Annotated in this window: 14 protein-coding genes; 10 read left to right on the top strand and 4 right to left on the bottom strand. The window is 66.1% G+C overall.

Annotated features, from left to right (window positions below; genetic code table 11):
- Nucleotides 1-386 precede the first annotated feature (386 nt).
- The 7 genes from U0042_RS04425 (at nt 387) to acnA (ending at nt 9,769) form a co-directional block, all read left to right on the top strand.
- A complete protein-coding gene (locus U0042_RS04425) occupies nt 387-1,370 on the top strand; it encodes a malate dehydrogenase (RefSeq protein ID WP_114812800.1) in 984 nt (327 codons plus the stop codon).
- 310 nt (nt 1,371-1,680) lie between these two features.
- Entirely contained in the window at nt 1,681-2,697 is a 1,017-nt protein-coding gene (locus tag U0042_RS04420) for an HpcH/HpaI aldolase/citrate lyase family protein (RefSeq protein ID WP_114812798.1), read from the top strand.
- Complete coding sequence (prpB, locus tag U0042_RS04415) at nt 2,694-3,590, top strand: methylisocitrate lyase (RefSeq protein ID WP_042304164.1); 897 nt, start codon at nt 2,694-2,696, stop codon at nt 3,588-3,590. The genes U0042_RS04420 and prpB overlap by 4 nt, the downstream gene beginning before the upstream one ends.
- Nucleotides 3,591-3,641: 51 nt before the next feature.
- Nucleotides 3,642-4,847, top strand: a complete 1,206-nt coding sequence (gene prpC, locus U0042_RS04410) for a bifunctional 2-methylcitrate synthase/citrate synthase (RefSeq protein ID WP_327205031.1) — start codon at nt 3,642-3,644, stop codon at nt 4,845-4,847.
- 109 nt (nt 4,848-4,956) lie between these two features.
- The gene (locus U0042_RS04405; protein ID WP_017773235.1) at nt 4,957-5,493 is read left to right on the top strand and encodes a hypothetical protein; all 537 of its coding nucleotides are present in this window, start codon (nt 4,957-4,959) and stop codon (nt 5,491-5,493) included.
- 35 nt (nt 5,494-5,528) lie between these two features.
- The gene (locus tag U0042_RS04400; protein WP_114815394.1) at nt 5,529-6,980 is read left to right on the top strand and encodes a bifunctional 2-methylcitrate dehydratase/aconitate hydratase; all 1,452 of its coding nucleotides are present in this window, start codon (nt 5,529-5,531) and stop codon (nt 6,978-6,980) included.
- A 71-nt stretch (nt 6,981-7,051) separates the two neighbouring features.
- Nucleotides 7,052-9,769 (top strand): aconitate hydratase AcnA, encoded by a 2,718-nt coding sequence (gene acnA / locus U0042_RS04395; protein ID WP_114815393.1) that lies wholly within the window; start codon nt 7,052-7,054, stop codon nt 9,767-9,769.
- A gap of 127 nt (nt 9,770-9,896) precedes the next feature.
- Here acnA and U0042_RS04390 read toward each other — a convergent pair whose 3' ends face one another.
- Nucleotides 9,897-10,181, bottom strand: coding sequence for a hypothetical protein (locus U0042_RS04390; RefSeq protein ID WP_114815392.1), 285 nt, complete (start codon nt 10,179-10,181; stop codon nt 9,897-9,899).
- A gap of 87 nt (nt 10,182-10,268) precedes the next feature.
- Nucleotides 10,269-10,976, bottom strand: coding sequence for a DJ-1/PfpI family protein (locus U0042_RS04385; protein WP_114815391.1), 708 nt, complete (start codon nt 10,974-10,976; stop codon nt 10,269-10,271).
- 162 nt (nt 10,977-11,138) lie between these two features.
- On the opposite strand from U0042_RS04385, the gene U0042_RS04380 reads away from it, so the two are divergent.
- The 3 genes from U0042_RS04380 (at nt 11,139) to U0042_RS04370 (ending at nt 14,870) form a co-directional block, all read left to right on the top strand.
- Complete coding sequence (locus tag U0042_RS04380) at nt 11,139-12,230, top strand: GlxA family transcriptional regulator (protein WP_114815390.1); 1,092 nt, start codon at nt 11,139-11,141, stop codon at nt 12,228-12,230.
- Nucleotides 12,231-12,488: 258 nt separating this feature from the next.
- Complete coding sequence (hpnI, locus tag U0042_RS04375) at nt 12,489-13,769, top strand: bacteriohopanetetrol glucosamine biosynthesis glycosyltransferase HpnI (RefSeq protein ID WP_114815389.1); 1,281 nt, start codon at nt 12,489-12,491, stop codon at nt 13,767-13,769.
- 87 nt (nt 13,770-13,856) lie between these two features.
- Nucleotides 13,857-14,870 carry a lysylphosphatidylglycerol synthase domain-containing protein gene (locus tag U0042_RS04370; RefSeq protein WP_114815388.1) on the top strand — a complete coding sequence of 338 codons (1,014 nt, stop codon included), beginning with the start codon at nt 13,857-13,859 and terminating at the stop codon, nt 14,868-14,870.
- Between the two features lie 63 nt (nt 14,871-14,933).
- Here U0042_RS04370 and U0042_RS04365 read toward each other — a convergent pair whose 3' ends face one another.
- Nucleotides 14,934-16,607: an alkaline phosphatase family protein gene (locus U0042_RS04365; RefSeq protein WP_114815387.1), complete on the bottom strand. Its 1,674-nt coding sequence runs from the start codon at nt 16,605-16,607 to the stop codon at nt 14,934-14,936.
- A gap of 245 nt (nt 16,608-16,852) precedes the next feature.
- Nucleotides 16,853-17,443, bottom strand: coding sequence for a YSC84-related protein (locus U0042_RS04360; protein WP_114815395.1), 591 nt, complete (start codon nt 17,441-17,443; stop codon nt 16,853-16,855).
- Nucleotides 17,444-17,462 lie beyond the last annotated feature (19 nt).

The following is a 17,462-nucleotide window of genomic DNA, read 5'->3' as shown; positions in this document are numbered from 1 at the left end:
ATGTCTTATATAAGACATAAGATACTGTTGACTTTGACCTGGCCCGCTCCTACACTCCACGTCGAGCCAAGGTTCGCGGGTTGCCGGCGACCGTTGCCCAGCAAGGCTTTCGAGCATGCAGGGCAGCGCACCGGCGCTGCCCTGCACAGGCTGTCGCATTCACGCAGTAGAGGTTTCGATCCGCCCCGCCGCGGCTTCCTCCAGATGCCGCCGGACGTGCCGAACGCGCTGTCGCGAAGACCGGCAACGATGCATGGATGGCGCCGCGCGCGCCCGCCGCCTGCGCTCTGCCGCGCTGTTCGTCCGTTTCATGAACGCTATGCGTAACGCCCATATAGAATGGCGTTTTACTCTGGCGTCTAACGCATCCTCCTGGAGATTTCTCAATGGCTAAGCCCGCAAAGCGCGTTGCCGTCACCGGCGCCGCAGGTCAGATCGGTTACTCGCTGCTTTTTCGCATCGCGAACGGCGACCTGCTCGGCAAAGACCAGCCCGTCATCCTGCAACTGCTCGACCTCCCGCAAGCGCAAGCTGCCGTCAAGGGCGTCGTGATGGAACTGGAAGACTGCGCGTTCCCGCTGCTCGCGGGCGTCGTGGTCACGGACGACCCGAAGGTCGCGTTCAAGGACGCCGACGTCGCGCTGCTCGTGGGCGCCCGTCCGCGCTCGAAGGGCATGGAGCGCAAGGACCTGCTTTCGGCAAACGCTGAAATCTTCACGGTGCAAGGCCGTGCGCTGAACGAAGTCGCCAGCCGCGACATCAAGGTGCTGGTGGTCGGCAACCCGGCCAACACGAATGCCTACATCGCGATGAAGTCGGCTCCGGATCTGCCGAAGAAGAACTTCACCGCTATGCTGCGCCTCGACCACAACCGCGCGCTGTCGCAGCTCGCCGCGAAGTCGGGCAAGCCGGTTGCCTCTATCGAAAAGCTCGCCGTGTGGGGCAACCACTCGCCCACCATGTACCCCGACTTCCGTTTCGCGACGGCCGAAGGCGAGTCGCTGCTGAAGCTGATCAACGACGACGAATGGAACCGCAACGTCTTCATCCCGACCGTCGGCAAGCGCGGCGCCGCCATCATCGAAGCGCGCGGCCTGTCGTCGGCGGCGTCGGCAGCCAACGCGGCAATCGACCACGTGCGTGACTGGGTGCTCGGCACGAACGGCAAGTGGGTCACGATGGGCATTCCGTCGGACGGCTCGTATGGCATTCCCGAAGACATCATCTACGGCGTGCCGGTGACCTGCGAAAACGGCGAGTACAAGCGTGTCGAAGGCCTCGAAATCGACGCCTTCTCGCGCGAGAAGATGGACGGCACGCTCGCCGAGCTGCTCGAAGAGCGCGACGGCGTGCAGCACCTGCTCGGCTAAGCCGCGCATGCAGACCAACCGGGACTCCGTTGCTGTGCGGCGGGTTCCGGTTTTTTTGCGCATGCTCTCGAGCATCCGGGCACGTGACGTCACGCGCGCTGCTTCATGTCGCCGTGCCCATGTACCTGATCCGGACGCGCTCTATCCGGCTTCGCACGCAAACGCCGCGCCCCCTGTTGGTGCGCTTCGCCGGTAGCCTCGGCGATGCGACCAAACGCCGCGCAACTTCACGCGCAGCGAAGACGGCGACGCGGACCAGAGCGCATCCGAATCAGGTTCGTCCACCCTCCATTCAGACCCCACGCCGAAGATGCGCGCCCTGACTCCAGCCGAAGTGCTGTTTGACGGCGAAGCGCCGCCCACCCTCCTGCCCGTGTGCGATCACTACGCCGGCAGCGAGAAGCTGATGCTCAAGTCCCTGGCGTTGCAGCAGGAGCTAGGTCCGGTTTTCGATATCACGCTCGACTGCGAAGACGGCGCCCAGGTGGGCCGCGAGGCCGAACACGCGGAACTGGTCGCGTCCTTCGTGGGCGGCGAGCACGACCGCTTTGGCCGCGTCGGCGTACGGATTCACGACTTCCACCATCCCCACTGGCGCGACGACGTGCGCGTGATCCTGCGCGCCGCCCGCCGTGCGCCGGCGTACATCACGCTGCCGAAAATCCGCAGCGTCGCAGACGCCGCCGAAATGTGCGCGTTCATCGAAGCCACGCGGGTGGAATTCGGCATTGCCCAGCCGGTACCCGTCGACCTGCTGATCGAAACGCACGGCGCGCTCGCACGCGTGTTCGACCTCGCCGCGCTGCCCGGCGTGCAGGCGCTCAGCTTCGGACTGATGGACTTCGTGTCCGCACACGACGGCGCCATTCCCGACACCGCGATGCGCTCGCCCGGCCAGTTCGACCATCCGCTCGTGCGCCGGGCCAAGCTCGAGATCGCCGCGGCCTGCCACGCCCGCGGCAAAGTGCCCTCGCACAACGTGACGACGGAAGTGCGCGACATGAACGTCGTAGCAAGCGATGCCGCGCGCGCCCGCAGCGAATTCGGCTACACGCGCATGTGGAGCATCCATCCCGCACAGATTCCGGCTATCGTCGCGGCGTTCGCGCCCCGCGACGAGGAAATCGTGACGGCCGCCGAGATCTTGCTGGCCGCGCAGGCCGCGCAATGGGGCCCGACGCGCTATCGCGACACGCTGCACGACCGCGCGAGCTACCGCTACTACTGGTCGGTGCTGCGCCGCGCGCGCGCCACCGGTCGCACCGTGCCGCCGGAAGCGGCGCCGCTGTTCGGGCCAGGCCGTCCTGGCGAGGAGCACGCACCATGATCGAGACCACTGATTACCGTTCCGCCGGCGCTGCGTTTCGCGCCGCCGTGGAGGCCGAGCGTCCGCTGCAGGTGGTGGGCGCAATCAATGCGAACCACGCGCTGCTCGCGAAGCGCGCGGGGTTCAAGGCCATCTACGTGTCGGGAGGCGGCGTGGCCGCCGGTTCGCTCGGCCTGCCCGACCTCGGCATCTCGACGCTCGACGACGTGCTCACGGACGTGCGCCGCATCACCGACGTCTGCGACCTGCCGCTGCTCGTGGATGTCGATACGGGCTTCGGTCCGTCCGCCTTCAACATCGCGCGCACCGTGAAGGCGCTGACGAAGGCCGGTGCAGGCGCCATGCACATCGAAGACCAGGTGGGCGCCAAGCGCTGCGGCCATCGCCCCGGCAAGGCGATCGTCGCGCAGGCCGAGATGGTGGACCGCATCAAGGCCGCCGTGGACGCGCGTATCGACCCGGACTTCGTCATCATGGCCCGCACGGATGCGCTGGCGGTGGAAGGGCTCGATGCCGCCATCGAGCGCGCCGTGGCCTGCGTGGAAGCCGGCGCCGACATGATCTTCCCCGAGGCGATGACCGAACTCGGCATGTACCGCCAGTTCGCGCAGGCCGTGAAGGTGCCGGTGCTCGCGAACATCACCGAGTTCGGCTCCACGCCGCTTTTCACCGTGGACGAGCTGCGCGGCGCAGACGTGTCGCTCGTGCTGTACCCGCTCTCGGCGTTCCGCGCCATGAACAAGGCCGCGGAGAACGTGTACCACGCGATTCGCCGCGACGGCACGCAGCAGGCCGTGCTCGACACCATGCAGACTCGCACCGAACTCTACGAGAGCATTGGCTACTACGCGTACGAACAGAAACTGGACGCGCTGTTCGGCCAGAAGAAGTAAGCACGCCGGCGAGACATCACCGCACGGCCCGCACCGCAAGGAGCAAGGCAGATGAGCGAGACCAGGCATTCGAACGGCACTCATGGCGCGGCCGCGCCCGCAGCCGCGGCGTCCGCCGCAGGCGGCTTCAAACCCAAGAAATCCGTCGCGCTTTCCGGCGTGACCGCGGGCAACACCGCGCTGTGCACCGTGGGCCGCACCGGCAACGACCTGCACTACCGCGGCTACGACATCCTCGACATCGCCGGCGCCTGCGAATTCGAGGAAGTCGCTTACCTGCTCGTGCACGGCAAGCTGCCCAACGCCGCCGAACTCGCCGCCTACAAGACGAAGCTCAAGGCCCTGCGCGGCCTGCCCGCGAACCTGAAGGCGGCGCTCGAGTGGATCCCGGCCTCGGCGCATCCGATGGACGTGATGCGCACCGGCGTCTCCGTGCTGGGCACCGTGCTGCCCGAGAAGGACGACCACAACGTGCCCGGCGCACGCGACATCGCCGACCGCCTGATGGCCTCGCTCGGCTCCATGCTGCTGTACTGGTACCACTATTCGCACAACGGCCGGCGCATCGAGGTGGAAACCGACGACGACTCCATCGGCGGCCACTTCCTGCACCTGCTGCACGGCACCGAGCCGCGCCAGTCGTGGGTCGATGCCATGCACGTGTCGCTCAACCTCTACGCCGAGCACGAGTTCAACGCCTCGACCTTCACGGGCCGCGTGATCGCCGGCACGGGCTCGGACCTGTATTCGGCCATCACGGGCGCCATCGGCGCGCTGCGCGGGCCGAAGCACGGCGGCGCCAACGAGGTCGCCTACGAGATCCAGTCGCGCTACCAGACGCCCGACGAGGCCGAAGCCGACATCCGCCAGCGCGTGGCGAACCGCGAAGTGGTGATCGGCTTCGGCCACCCGGTCTACACGATCTCGGACCCGCGCAACAAGGTCATCAAGGACGTCGCTAAAAAACTCTCGAAGGAAGCCGGCGACATGAAGCTGTTCAGCATCGCCGAGCGGCTCGAAAGCGTGATGTGGGACGCCAAGAAGATGTTCCCCAACCTCGACTGGTTCAGCGCGGTCTCGTATCACATGATGGGCGTGCCCACGGCCATGTTCACGCCGCTCTTCGTGATCTCGCGCACCTCCGGCTGGAGCGCGCACATCATCGAGCAGCGCATCGACAACAAGATCATCCGCCCCAGCGCGAATTACACGGGGCCGGAGAATTTGAAATTTGTGGCGCTAAATAGGAGAAAATAGCGTCCGCTGTGCGCTCTCGGGGCGCGTGCAGTTCAACCCGATGGCCGCAAACACGCACTGAACCCGCGGTCGTTCACGTTTAACTGATTAGATAGAAAGGCTTACTCCCATGAAGAAATTGCTGATCGCCACCGTTGTCGGCGTCCTTTCCTCGACGTTGCTGCTGACCGGCACCGATGCGCTCGCCCAGGGCGGCACGTCGACGGCCAAGCCGGCCGCCAAGCCGAAGGCACCTGCGCCGAAGCGCCGCCTGATCAAGCGCAAGCCGAATCCCGCGAAGGAAGCGAAGGTCGATCCGATTCCGGACGGCTCGGAAAAGTGGTCCTGTAACGAAGGCCTGTCGTTCATGCTTCAGGGCGACATGAAGCGCGACCAGATCGTGACGGTTCACTGGGGCAACAAGAATTACCGACTGCCGCGCGAAGTGACCACCACGGGCGCAGACCGTTTCCACGACGCCGCCAGCGGTCTGGACCTCGTCGTGATCCCGGCCAAGGCCATGCTGTTCTCCGACAAGGACAGCTCGCGTCTCGCCGACGAGTGCAAGACGCTGGCCATGGAACAAGGCTCGCCGGCGCCGACGCAAGCCAACGCGCTGAACCGCGCAGGCACCGGCGCTGCTGCCCCAGTGGGCGCAAGCCAGTAAGCGGAGCGCTCCAAGCCGCTCAACGGAAAGCCACGATGTCCGCGCCGATTTCCAATGTCCGGCCCCAGCCGGACCACGTACTGACCGACATAGTCGATTACGTGCTGGATTACCGTCTCGACAGCGCCCTCGCGCTGGAGACGGCGCGTCATTGCCTCATCGACACGCTCGGCTGCGGACTCGAAGCGCTCTCCTACCCCGCGTGCACCAAGCTGCTGGGGCCGCTCGTGCCCGGCACGATCGTGCCCCACGGCGCAAAGGTGCCGGGCACGCCATTCCAGCTGGACTCGGTGCAGGCCGCCTTCAACATCGGCGCGATGATCCGCTGGCTCGACTTCAACGACACCTGGCTCGCCGCCGAGTGGGGTCATCCGTCGGACAACCTGGGCGGCATTCTCGCCACTGCCGACTGGCTCTCGCGCACTGCCGTGGCCGCGGGCAAGCCGCCGCTCGCCATGCGCGACGTGCTGGTCGCCATGGTGAAGGCGCACGAGATCCAGGGCTGCATCGCGCTGGAAAACTCGTTCAACAAAGTGGGCCTCGACCACGTGCTGCTCGTGAAGGTGGCTTCCACCGCCGTGGTGGGCCAGTTGCTTGGCCTCACGCGCGACGAGCTCATCAACGCCGTTTCGCTCTCCTTCGTCGACGGTCATGCTTTGCGCACCTATCGGCATGCGCCGAACACCGGTTCGCGCAAGTCGTGGGCCGCGGGCGACGCCACCTCGCGCGCCGTGCGTCTCGCACTCATCGCGAAGACCGGCGAGATGGGCTACCCCTCGGTGCTCACGGCCCAAACATGGGGCTTCTACGACGTGCTCTTCAAGAGCAACCCGTTCCGCTTTCAGCGTCCGTACGGCTCGTACGTGATGGAGAACGTGCTCTTCAAGATCTCGTTTCCCGCCGAATTCCACGCCCAGACCGCGGCCGAAGCGGCCATGGCGCTGCACGGCCAGATGCAGGCGCTGGGCCGCTCCGTCGATGACATCAAGAGGATCACGATTCGCACGCATGAGGCCGCGATCCGCATCATCGACAAAGAGGGGCCGCTCGCGAATCCGGCGGACCGCGATCACTGCATCCAGTACATGGTGGCCGTGCCGTTGATCTTCGGCCGGCTCACGGCGGCGGATTACGAAGACTCCGTGGCCGCCGATCCGCGCATCGACACCCTGCGCGCGAAGATGCAATGCGTGGAAGACCCGCAGTTCACGAAGGATTATCACGACCCGGACAAGCGCTCCATTGCCAACGCGCTGACCATCGAGTTCGCCGACGGCACGGTCCTTCCCGAAGTCGTGGTCGAATACCCCATTGGCCACAAGCGGCGCCGCGCCGAAGGCATCCCGCTGCTCGTCGAGAAGTTCAGGACGAATCTGGCGCGCCGCTTTCCGGGCAAACAGCAGCAGGCAATTCTCGACGCGTCGCTCGATCAGGCCCGGCTCGAAGCCATGCCGGTCAACGAGTACGTCGATCTGTACGTCATTTGAGCTTCGAATTTGAACGTGTTTCAGGCAAACGTGTAGCAACGTCATTTCCGCGATTAAACAAGGAAAACACCATGGCCCATAACCTCCACAAAACGCTCAAGGAATTCGACAGCGGTTCCGGCAAAGGCAAGTTCTACTCGCTGCCGCAACTCGGCAAGGCACTCGGCGTGAAGATCGAGCGGCTGCCGGTTTCGATCCGCATCGTGCTCGAATCGGTGCTGCGCAACTACGACGGCAAGAAGATCGCGGAAGAACACATCGAACAGCTCGCGAAGTGGAAGCCGAACGCCGCGCGCGTGGACGAGATTCCGTTCGTCGTTGCCCGCGTCGTGCTGCAGGACTTCACCGGCGTGCCGCTGCTCGCCGACATCGCGGCCATGCGCGGCGTCGCGAACCGCGCGGGCAAAGACCCGAAGGCCATCGAGCCGCTCGTGCCGGTCGATCTCGTGGTCGACCACTCGGTGCAGATCGACTACTTCCGCCAGAAAGATGCGCTCGACCTCAACATGAAGCTGGAATTCCAGCGCAATAACGAGCGCTACCAGTTCATGAAGTGGGGCATGCAGGCGTTCGACACGTTCAAGGTCGTGCCGCCGGGCGTTGGCATCGTCCACCAGGTGAACCTCGAGTACCTCGCGCGCGGCGTGCACAAGAAGGCCGATAACGGCGACACCGTGTACTACCCGGACACGCTCGTCGGCACCGACAGCCACACGACGATGATCAACGGCATCGGCGTAGTGGGCTGGGGCGTGGGCGGCATCGAAGCCGAAGCGGGCATGCTCGGCCAGCCGGTGTACTTCCTCACGCCGGACGTGGTGGGCGTGGAACTGAAGGGCAAGCTGCGCGAAGGCGTAACGGCCACCGACCTCGTGCTCACCATCACCGAAATGCTGCGCAAAGAGAAGGTCGTGGGCAAGTTCGTCGAGTTCTTCGGCGAAGGCACGGCGTCGCTCTCACTGCCGGACCGCGCGACCATCGGCAACATGGCGCCCGAATACGGCGCGACGATGGGCTTCTTCCCGGTGGACGAAAAGACCATCGACTACTTCAAGGGCACGGGCCGCACCGAAGCCGAAATCTCCGCCTTCGAGAAGTACTTCAAGGCGCAGCAGCTCTTCGGCATTCCGAAGGCCGGCCAGATCGACTACACGAAGACGCTCACGCTCGACCTGGGCACGGTGGCGCCGTCGCTGGCGGGCCCGAAGCGTCCGCAGGATCGCATCGAGATTGGCCACGTGAAGTCCACGTTCACGGACCTGTTCTCGAAGCCCGTCGCGGAAAACGGCTTCGCGAAGAAGGCCGACGACCTCGACACGGAATACACGACCTCGGACGGCGTGAAGGTGAAGAACGGCGACGTGCTGATCGCCGCCATCACGTCGTGCACGAACACGTCGAACCCGAGCGTGCTGCTCGCCGCCGGCCTGCTCGCGAAGAAGGCCGTGGAAGCGGGCCTCACGGTGGCGCCGCACATCAAGACGTCGCTGGCGCCGGGGTCGCGCATCGTCACCGAGTACCTGACGAAGACGGGTCTCCTGCCGTACCTCTCGAAGCTCGGCTTCGAAGTGGCGGCCTACGGCTGCACGACCTGTATCGGCAACGCGGGCGACCTCACGCCGGCGCTCAACGAAGCCATCACGAAGAACGACATCGTCGCGGCCGCGGTGCTGTCGGGCAACCGTAACTTCGAAGCGCGCATTCACCCGAACATCCGCGCGAACTTCCTCGCGTCGCCCCCGCTCGTCGTGGCCTACGCGATTGCGGGCAACATCACGCGCGACCTCATGACCGAGCCGGTCGGCAAGGGCAAGGGCGGCCGGGACATCTACCTCGGCGACATCTGGCCGTCGAGCGACGAAGTCAACGCGTTGCTCAAGTTCGCGCTGGACGCCAACGCGTTCCAGAAGAACTACGCGCAGCTCACGAAGAAGGGCGACCTGTGGAGCAAGATCGAAGGCGAGGCGGGCCAGGTCTACGACTGGCCGAAGTCGACCTACATCGCGGAGCCGCCGTTCTTCGGCAAGGACTTCTCGATGCAGCCGGCCGCTTCGATCCCCACGGTCAACGGCGCACGTGCGCTCGGCATCTTCGGCGACTCGGTGACGACCGACCACATCAGCCCCGCAGGCTCGATCAAGGAAGACTCGCCCGCAGGCAAGTGGCTGAAGGAAAACGGCGTGCAGAAGGCCGACTTCAACAGCTACGGCTCGCGCCGCGGCAACCATGACGTGATGATGCGCGGCACGTTCGCGAACGTGCGCATCAAGAACCTCATGATCCCGGCCAAGGCGGACGGTACGCGCGTGGAAGGCGGCCTCACGATCCACCAGCCGAGCGGCGAACAGATGTCGATCTACGACGCCGCCATGAAGTACATCGCCGACGGCACGCCCACCGTGGTGCTGGCAGGCGAGGAATACGGCACGGGTTCGTCGCGCGACTGGGCCGCGAAGGGCACGCAGCTGCTGGGCGTGAAGGCCGTGGTGGCGCGCAGCTTCGAGCGCATCCACCGCTCCAACCTGGTGGGCATGGGCGTGCTGCCGCTGCAGTTCAAGGGCGCGGACAGCGTCCAGTCGCTCGGCATCACGGGCGACGAAACGTTCGACGTCGAAGGTCTGGGCGACAACTTCAAGCCGCAACAGGAAGTGACGCTCGTGATCAATCGCAAGGACGGCACGCAGCAACGCGTGCCCGTGCTGCTGCGTATCGACACGCCGATCGAAGTCGACTACTACAAGCACGGCGGCATTCTGCCGTTCGTGCTGCGCCAGCTGCTGGCCGCGTAAGCGTTTTGCAGGGGCTGCGCCCCGCGGGGTGCAGCCAGTTCTTGAAGCCCGACGGTGTCGGGCTTTTTTTTCGTCCGCCTGTTTCGTACGTTGCGCGCGATGACGCGTCGCGGGTACCTCCGCGCGCTCAGCCGCCGGGAAAATCCCCGAACGGATTGCCGGCGTCCTTCTTCTCCGTCGAGAGGTTGTACTCAGCACGCACGGCTTTCAGCACGGCTTCGATGTCGCGCTCGAAACCAGCCGCGTTGCCGAAGTGCTTCATCGTCCAGTTGCAGCCGCTCGCGTCGGGCTCCTGCAAATTGGGGCGCGGCACGCTTATCTTCACGCCCTCGTCGGCGATGTTGTGAATGCGGCCGAGGCGCCGCGTCACTTCTTCCTGCAAGCGCGAGGCGTTAAGCGTTTTGCGTTGCATCGGGCTCCCCTCCTGTTCTGTGCAACGGAAGTCTAGCCTGAGCCCGTGTGTGCCGGACGCACGCTGCGCTGCGCGCTATTCGCCGTCTTACGCCACTCCACCTTCGGACCACACCGCGTCGAGCTTCGCAGCGACGCGCTCCACGATCGCCTTGCGTTGTGCGAACAGCGCGGCCCCGCGCTCGCGTGCCTCGGCGACCACTGCGGCGGGCGCCGTGTCGGGCCGCCCCGCGTTGAACGGCGGCGCCGGCGCGTATTCGAGCTGCAGTTGCACGGCCTGGGCGGTGGCTTCGTCCGCGAGTTCGCTTGCGAGCGTCAGCGCGAAATCGATGCCGGCCGTTACGCCGCCGCCGGTGAAGAGGTTGCCGTCGCGCACCACGCGCTCGCGCACGGGAATCGCGCCGAGCGGCTCCAGCAGTTCGTGGAAGGCCCAGTGCGTGGTGGCGCGCCGGCCGCGCAGCAGCCCCGCGGCACCGAGCACGAGCGCGCCCGTGCAAACCGAAGTCACGAAGCGCGCGGCGCTCGCCTGCCGACGCAGGAAATCGAGCACCTCGGCATCTTCCATCAGCGCGCCCACGCCCGCGCCGCCCGGCACGCAAATCACGTCGAGCGGCGGACACGCGTCGAAGGTCGTGTCCGGCACGAGTACCAGACCACTGCTGGACGTGAGCGGCGCACGGTCTTTCCAGACAAGGTGGACAGCGGCGTCGGGCAGCGACGCGAACACGTCGTACGGACCTGTCAGGTCAAGCTGCTGCACGCGGGGAAACACCAGAAGACCGATCTGTAGCGACATGGCAAACCTCGTTTTCAAGCGGTGGATGGACAAAACCGACTCTACGCCGCCACCGTGTGGCAGTATTGCCATATAACCCTCAGTTTTTGCCAACCTGCTTGTCCGGCCGCACCTCGTCCGCACCGCCGCGACGAAGCCGCCGCCCATCACGCCGCCACCGCCATGCACGCCCCATCGCCATCCGCCGAAGCCAGCCCGCCCTCGACCCCGCGCACCATCGACCTGCTCGCCTTTCCCGACGTGCAGTTGCTCGACGTCACCGGACCGTTCCAGGTGTTCGCCTCCGCGAACGAGCTCTCGCGTGCGAACGGGCTGCCATTGCCGTACGCGCCTCGCGTGATCGCGGCGCAGCCGGGCACCGTGGTGTCGTCGGCGGGGCTTGCGCTTGGCGCGTCGCCGTTGCCCGAAGCAGGCGAGCCGTGCGACACGCTGATCGTCGCCGGCGGCAACGGGGTCTACGCCGCCTCGCGGGATATGGCGCTCGCCGGCTGGGTCCGCGAACACGCCGGGCACGCAAGGCGCGTCGCATCGGTTTGCACGGGCGCGTTCCTGCTCGCCGCGGCCGGCCTGCTCGACGGACGCCGCGTCGCCACGCACTGGACCCGCTGCACGGAACTCGCCCACCGCTTTCCGGCGCTGCGCGTGGAACCCGATCCCATCTTCGTGCGCGACGGCGCGGTGTGGACGTCGGCCGGCGTCACGGCCGGCATCGACCTCGCGCTGGCGCTGGTGGAAGACGACCTGGGCGGACAGCTGGCGCTCGACGTGGCGCGGCACCTCGTGGTGTTCCTCAAGCGTCCGGGCGGCCAGGCGCAGTTCAGCACGGCGCTCTCGTTGCAAAAGGAGAAAGGCGAGCGCTTCGCCGAGTTGCACGCGTGGATGGCAGAGCACCTCGCTTCGGACCTCACGGTCGCGGTGCTGGCCGCCCGCGCCGGCATGAGCGAGCGCAGCTTCATGCGGCACTACCGGGAGCAAACCGGACTCACGCCGGCCCGAGCCGTGGAGCAGATGCGCGTGGAGGCGGCACGCCGCTTGCTGAGCACCACGCGGCTGCCCGTCAAGCGCATTGCGGCGCGCTGCGGATTCGGCAGCGAAGAAACGATGCGGCGCAGCCTGATGCGCGCCATCGCCGTGACGCCCCAGGCTTACCGCGAGCGGTTCGCCGCGGAACAACCGCCCGCCGTGTCCCGGCCGGCGCCGGGTTCCGGCGCGCGCCCCACCCCGCAGACAGACCAACCGACACAAGCGACGTGACAAGACACCGCACAGTTTCCCGGACGTGCCCTCCCCAACCTATCCCCCGCGCATTACGCGGTAAGATGGCGTGCCGATTGCTCACACGCTCTGCCCCCGCTGCCCGACGCCTCGCCCGAATCGCATGACGGTTCATGCTGGTGTCACGGCACGGACGGCTGAATACCGCCTCGCCCTGCGTCCCGCGTCCCCGCCCGTTGCTTTCGGGCGGCGTGCCGGGGCATGGGATTCACCCAACCCTCTCCTTGGGAACAGCGGATGGAACTAGAGCCCGCCCAGAAGCGCCAGCCGGTATGGCCGTTTTCACCGAGCCTGCTCTGGCTGCTCGGCCCGGCGGGGTTGATCGCCGTGAGTACGCTCATTGCGACCGAAGGCGCGGCACACGCGCTTTCCAGCATGCTGACGTGGATCGGCTACGCGTGCGGCCTGTGTGCCGCCTTTGCCGTTTGCTACACGGTTGCGGCCACCGTACTGCTGCCGCGTTTCTTCGCAAGGCCGCGGGCCGCGCCCACGCAATACCCGGCCGTCACCGTGTTGAAGCCGCTGCACGGGCACGAATACGCGCTGCTCGAAAATCTGGAGGGCTTCTGCGCGCAGGACTACCCGGCGCCGGTGCAATTCCTGTTCGGCGTGCACGACCGCAACGACCCCGCGCTGAAAACGGTGGAGGCGCTACGAGCGCTGCATCCGCAAGCCGACATCGCCGTCGTGATCGATTCGCGGCTGTACGGCCCGAACCGCAAGATCAGCAACACGGTGAACATGCTGCCGCACGCGCGGCACGACGTGCTGGTGTTCGCGGACAGCGACGTCGGCGTGAGCGCCCATTACCTGCGCGACGTGGTGGGCGAGTTGCAGCGGCCGGGCGTCGGCCTTGTGACGTGCGCCTATCGCGGCCAGCCGGACCCCGGCTTCTGGCCGCGTCTGTCGGCGAACGCCACCAACTACCAGTTCCTGCCGGGCGTGGTGGTGGGGCTCGCACTCGGTCTCGCCAAACCCTGTTTCGGCCAGACCATTGCGATGCGGCGCGACACGCTGGAGGCCATCGGCGGCTACCTGCCGTTCGCGCACCATCTGGCCGAAGATCACGCGATCGGCGAAGCGGTACGCGCCACGGGCCAGACCGTCGCCATTCCGCCCGTCGCCGTCACGCATGCCTGCGCCGAAACCACGTTCGGGCAACTCGTCTCGCACGAACTGCGCTGGAGCCGCACCATTCGCGCCGTGGACCCCGCCGGACACCTCGGCTCGGCGCTCACGCATCCGCTGCCGTTCGCGCTCGTTGCGCTCGCGCTGGCGGGCGGAGCGGCGTGGTCGTGGGCGCTCGTGGCGGCAGCGCTCGTGGTGCGTCTCGCGCTGAAGCTCCAGGCGGACCGCACCTTGCGGCAGCCGTGCCGCGATCTTTGGCTGCTGCCGCTGTGGGATATCCTCTCGTTTGCGATTTTTGCGGCGAGCTTCGGCTCGACCCGCGTGATATGGCGGGGCGTCAGTTTCGAGGTGGACGGCAAAGGCCTGCTCTACCCCGTTCAGGACAAATGAGCCCGCAGTGAGCCCCGCCTGACGAGCCGGCGCAACGCCCGGCTGATGGAAACACCGAATGACTGAATTACTGCCCACGGATGCGGCATGAAGAAACACCTCGGCCGCATCGCGGCATTTGCCGGACTCGTTATTTCCCTTTGGCTTTTCTGGCGCGACAACCCCGGCGCCGTGCTGACCCTGATGCGCTCGGCAGGTCCGGGGCTCGTGCTCGCGGCGCTCGTGCACGTGCTGCCGATGCTCGCCAACGCGCGCGACTGGCAGACGCTGATCCGCGGCGCCAACCGCCCCAGCTTCGCGCGCATGCTGCAACTCGTGTGGATTCGCGAATCGGTGAACGGCATGTTGCCGGTTGCGCGCATTGGCGGCGAGATCACGTCGTTCCGGCTGCTGCGCCAGCGCGGGCTGCGCGCATCCACGGCCATGGCGAGCCTCGTCGTCGACATGCAGCTCACGCTCATCAGCCAGTTGCTGTTCACCATCGCGGCTATCGGGTACCTGGTGGCGCACACGGTGGGCAACTCGCTGCATCTGGCCACGAACCTGTTCTGGGGCACGCTCGCGCTCGCGCCGGTGCTCCTGCTGTTCGCGCTCGTGCAGCACGCGAATCCCTTCGAACGTCTTTCGCAGTTGCTCAACCGCGTGGCGAGCGGACAGCTCACGGCGCTCGCCGGCCGCTCCGCGCATATCGACCGCGCCATCAAGCTCGTCTGGCGGCGGCACGGCGTGGTGCTGCGCTACGTGTTCTTCTGGCAGACGCTGCAATGCCTCGGCACCGCGCTCGAAATCTGGATTGCGGTGCACTTCCTCGGCGCGAACATCAGCTTCATTGAAGCGGTCGTGATCGAGTCGCTGATTCAGGCCGTGAGCAGCGCCGCGTTCTTCGTGCCGGGCGCATTGGGCGTGCAGGAAGGCGGATTCGTGCTGATCGGCTCCGCCTTCGGGCTGGACCCTGCGACCTCGCTCGCGCTGGCCGGCGCACGACGCGTGCGCGACCTGCTCATCTACGTACCGGGGCTCTTCGCCTGGCAGTTCGCCGAATCGGCGGGTGGCCGGCGCTCGTATCGCACCCCGGCCACCGTGATGGACGGGCGACGCTGACCGCTACACGACGTCGCCTTGCGGCAGGCGAGGCGGTCCCGTCCGCCGCCTCGCCTAAGTGACTTACTCTTCGCGACCGAGCCCAAGCCCCGGCAGCGCGCGCGTGCCTTCCGCGGCCACCGAGTGCAGCAGATCCGGATCGACGTCGAGCGCGCGCAGGATCGTAGGCGCCACCTGCGTGGTCAGCACGTAATCGGGATTCGTACGGCCGGCGTGATGCAGCCCCGGGAACGACACGACGAGGCCCAGGTGGCTGTCGTCGGGTGCGTTGCCGCCGTGCTCTTCGTCCTTCTTCTTGCTCGACGTGTAGATCACGCCAGGATTCGGCTGCACGACGATGTCGGGCGTGCGGCCCAGCGACGGGTCGCCGAACTTCGCCTTCACGCTCTGGCCGTACAGGATGTACGCCTGCGGACCGTCCGCGCAGATGCCGGGCGCGTTGCAGCTCAGGTTGTCCTTGAGCGTCTTCACCACGGCGTTCAACTGGCTCGGGTCGCGCAGCCAGACGAGGCCCACGTCGTCGGTCTGCACGAAGCCCGTGCCCACCAGACCGCTGCCGTCATTGAGGTTGCCCGTCTTCGTGTTGGCCTGGCCGAAGTTGCCGTTCGGGTCCAGGTAGTTGTTGGCTTCGAGCAGCGCCGTGAGCGTGTCGCCGTTCTTCACGAGCTTCGTGTGATCCGTGGGCGACTGGCCATGCTTGGCCGTCACGATCACGAGCGTCGAAGAATAGAGATTGCGCTGCTTCAGTTCATCGACGATGCGGCCCAGCGACTTGTCGAGATACGCAATGGCGTCCGCCACCTGCGGGCCCGGCGTGAAGCTCGCATCCAGATACCCGCCGCCCTTGGCTACCGGGGCTTTCTGCGCGACGCTGAGCGTCTGGAAGTTCGTGCCGAACAGCGTGGGCACGGGCGCGTTGGTCTTGCCCGTCGAGTCCTTGCCGTCGATCTGGTTGACGAGTGCCTCAACGTGGAGGTTGTCGAACTTCTCCGTGTGCGTGTAGACGTCGGTGTAGTCGGACTGGGTGGCCGGGTCGATGGAGTTGATCTCGGTGCGCGCGAGGTCGTCCACGCCGTGACCCGACGGACCGTTCACCCAGTCGTAGCCCCATGCGTGCTTGTCGGCCCACGCGGTTCGCGCGCCGCGAACGTGCTGCTTCACGACTTCGAACACGGTGTTCGTCTTGATGTAGTTGTGCGGATAGACCGGCGTGCATACGCCGTTGATCTTCGCGTTCGGAATGGCCTGCGGATTGAAGGCGCCGCCGCCGTCGAGGTGGACGAGCGCCCCGCCGTTCTCGGCATCAATGCCGGTGGTTTCGTCGAACACGACGTTCCAGCCTTGCTTGCCCTGGCATTGCGTGTCCGAGGGCGCGTAGAGCGTGCGGTCGTAGGACACGTCGTAGAAGAGGCCCGCGGTCTTCGGCGAACCGCCCGTCACGAGCGCAGCAAGACCGGGAAACGAATCGGAAAGGCCCGGCGTGTGAGCGTTGGTGTACGTCACGCCCGATTGAGCGAGCAACGCGAGGTTCGGGCAGGTGTTGCCGGCGACACAGCGGGCGACGTCCTGTTGGTGCAGACCGTCGAAGCTGATAAGGAGCACGTGCTTCACTTGCCTCGCTTCGTGATGCTCATGCTGCTCGTCCTGAGCGGCCTGCGCCGCGGATTGCGCACCGGCGAGTCCCAGGGCTACCGCGCTGGCTGCGGCTACCGCCGACCACTTCCATGTCCGTTCCATTCGTCACCTCGTTCGTTATTGGTAGAACTATTGGGGGAAACTGCGGGGAAACATTCCGACCGAGGTGCCAATCTGCAGGGGCATTGCGTCCCGTGGATGAAGCGGGACTTTCAATTACATTCTCTTACAAGTTATTTCGTGCTCCGTATTGCTTCCATGTCGACGCGGCAACCGCACAAAAACGAAAGCCAGTGCAGGCGCGAACCTGCACTGGCTTGCTGTGCTTCAGCGATTGAGCGCCGCGCTCAGATCATGAGCCGCGACACCTTCGTGCCTTCGAGCGAGATGCCTGCCATCAAACCCGCATTGGTCAGCACGAACGCTTCGACAGGGCTCATGGCCGTCGATGTGTCGAGATTGCCGTTGGCCCCGATCTTCGCGAGCGCAACCGTTGCGTCCGCACCGGCCGACCAGCCCTGGCTCTTGAGGAAGCTGTCCAGCGCTTCCTGCGTCATGAACGCGAAGACGAGTGCCTTCGACTGCGCGCCGATCTGCAATCCGAACGAGCCGCCCAGCGTGCTGTAGTAGCCCGTGGTCTGGCCGCCCACGCGCAGCGCGCCTTCGCCGTACTGCGCGCCGAACCAGAAGCCGGCCGCAATGACGGACGGAAACACCAGCACGCCGCGCGACTTCGCAATCAGTTCCTGCGAACCGTGGACCGTGCTGTAGAGGCGTGCCAATGTGGCGTCCACGCCTGCGTTGATGTTGGCGCGCTTCTCGGTGTTGTCCGCCTGCGTGTTGCCGGTGCCTGGCGGCGTGGTAGTGCAGCCGGCCAGTGCAAGCGCGCCTGTTGCCAGCATGGCGCTGGAACCCGTGATGAACTGACGTCGACGCATGGGCATGGGTGCTTTCCTC

Source organism: Paraburkholderia kururiensis, assembly GCF_034424375.1.
Taxonomy (GTDB): domain Bacteria; phylum Pseudomonadota; class Gammaproteobacteria; order Burkholderiales; family Burkholderiaceae; genus Paraburkholderia; species Paraburkholderia kururiensis_A.
The sequence above is the reverse complement of the archived record's forward strand: the minus strand, read 5'-3'. Positions and strand labels throughout refer to the sequence as shown.